General features: G+C 73.8%; 3 protein-coding genes. All 3 read left to right on the top strand.

What is annotated here, in order from left to right:
* Nucleotides 1-524, top strand: a 524-nt coding sequence (locus PUR61_RS04435; protein ID WP_329875837.1) for an SDR family NAD(P)-dependent oxidoreductase, incomplete at its 5' end; no start/stop codon positions are given.
* The gene (locus tag PUR61_RS04430; RefSeq protein WP_329875835.1) at nt 521-1,558 is read left to right on the top strand and encodes an aldo/keto reductase; all 1,038 of its coding nucleotides are present in this window, start codon (nt 521-523) and stop codon (nt 1,556-1,558) included. The genes PUR61_RS04435 and PUR61_RS04430, both read left to right, overlap by 4 nt.
* On the top strand, nt 1,555-2,149 hold a 595-nt coding region (locus PUR61_RS04425; protein WP_329875833.1), incomplete at its 3' end, for an amidohydrolase family protein. The genes PUR61_RS04430 and PUR61_RS04425, both read left to right, overlap by 4 nt.

Below are 2,149 nucleotides of genomic sequence, written 5' to 3'. Positions count from 1 at the left end.
TCAACAACGCGGGGATCGGTGCCATCGGCACGGTCGAGGACAACCCCGACGACCAGTGGCACACCGTCCTGGACGTCAACGTCCTCGGACTCGTCCGCGTCACCCGCGCCGCACTGCCCCATCTACGCGCTTCCGCGCACGGCTCGGTCGTCAACGTCTGCTCGATCGCGGCGACGGCCGGCCTGCCCCAGCGCGCCCTCTACTCCGCGAGCAAGGGAGCGGTCCTCTCGCTCACCCTCGCGATGGCCGCCGACCACGTCCGGGAGGGAATCCGGGTCAACTGCGTCAACCCCGGCACCGTCGACACCCCGTGGATCGGCCGGCTCCTGGACCCTACCGCCGACCCCGTCGCGGAGCGCGCCGCCCTTGCCGCCCGCCAGCCACACGGACGTCTGGTCACCCCCGACGAGGTCGCCGTCGTCGTCGTCTACCTCGCCAGTCCCTCAGCCGGCTCCGTCACCGGCACCGCCCTGGCCGTCGACGGAGGCATGGCCGGCCTGTGCCTGAGGCCGGTGGCCCCGTGAACGCCGCCCCGGCCCGGGTGCCCCTCGGACGCGGCACCACCTGGACCTCCCGTCTGGCCTTCGGCGCGGCGGCCATCGGCAACCTCTTCACGGCAACGAGCGACGAGCAGGCCGCCGCAGCGATCGATGCCGCCTGGGATCACGGCATCCGGTCCTTCGACACCGCACCGCACTACGGCCTGGGGCTGTCCGAGCGTCGGCTGGGCGCCTTTCTGGCGGGCCGGCCGCGCGGCGCGTACACCGTTTCCACCAAGGTGGGGCGGCTACTCGAACCCGTCCCCGACCCGACCGGGGACGACCTCGCCAACGGGTTCGCCGTGCCTGCCACCCACCGGCGGGCGTGGGACTTCTCCGCCACCGGCGTGCGCCGCAGCCTGGAGGAGAGCCTGACCCGCCTCGCCCTGGACCACGTCGACACCGTCTACCTGCACGACCCGGACGACCACGCCGACCAGGCGCTCACCGAGGCCTACCCCGCCCTGGAGCAGCTCCGCGCGGAGGGTATGGCCAAGGCCGTCGGTGTGGGCATGAACCAGCCGGGCCTCCCGGCCCGCTTCGTCCGGGACACCGATGTCGACGTCGTGCTCCTCGCGGGGTGCTACACCCTGCTGGAGCGCAGCGGACTCGACGAACTGCTGCCACTCGCCGCACAGCGCTCCGTCTCCGTCATCGCCGCAGGAGTCTTCCACTCCGGGCTCCTTGCCGCGCCCGGGCCCGGGGCCATGTACGCCTACCGCCCCGCGACGCCTCACGTCCTGGACCGAGCGCTTCGGCTACAGCGTGTCTGTGAGCGGCACGGTGTGCCGCTGCGGGCGGCCGCCGCCCGCTTCCCGCTCAGCCACCCAGCCGTCGCCGCCGTCCTGATCGGCCTACGCACGCCCGACGAGGTCACCGACGCCGTCGAACAGTACAGCCGGCCGATCCCCCACGGGCTGTGGCAGGACCTGCGCGCCGAAGGACTGCTCCCCGCAGACGTACCGGTCCCGCCCGGCCCGCCGCCCGCGGGCGGGCCCCGTCCGACGAGCAACCGATGAGCGACCCGATCATCGTCGACGCCCACCACCACGTGTGGAACCTGGCCGTACGCGACCAGGAGTGGATCACCGGCGACGACCTCGCACCGCTGAGGCGCAGTTTCGGTCTGGCGGACCTGCGTCCGCAGGCCGAGCGGGCCGCGGTCGCCTCCACCATCCTCGTGCAGACGGTTCCGGTCGCCGAGGAGACGCCGGAGCTGCTGGCCCAGGCGGCAGCGGCCCCGCTGGTCGCCGGGGTGGTCGGGTGGACCGACCTGACCGCCGCCGACGTGGCGGACCGGCTGGCCCGCCTGCGTGAGCTGCCGGGCGGTGAGTACCTGGTGGGCGTACGCCACCAGGTCCAGGGCGAACCCGACCCCCACTGGCTGCTCCGTCCGGAGGTCCTGCGGGGGCTGGCCGCCGTCGCCGACGCCGGCCTGGTCTACGACCTGCTCGTCCTGCCGCACCAGCTGCCCGCGGCCACCGCCGCGGCCCGCCGCCTGCCCGGCCTCGCGTTCGTGCTCGACCACGCCGGCAAACCCGCCGTCGCGGTGGCGGAACTCCAACCGTGGGCGAGCCACATACAGAACCTGGCCGGCGAACCGAACGTCT

This window comes from Streptomyces sp. BE20 (assembly GCF_036322525.1).
Taxonomy (GTDB): domain Bacteria; phylum Actinomycetota; class Actinomycetes; order Streptomycetales; family Streptomycetaceae; genus Kitasatospora.
Note: the sequence above shows the minus strand (reverse complement) of the source record. Positions and strands in the feature narration are given on the sequence as shown.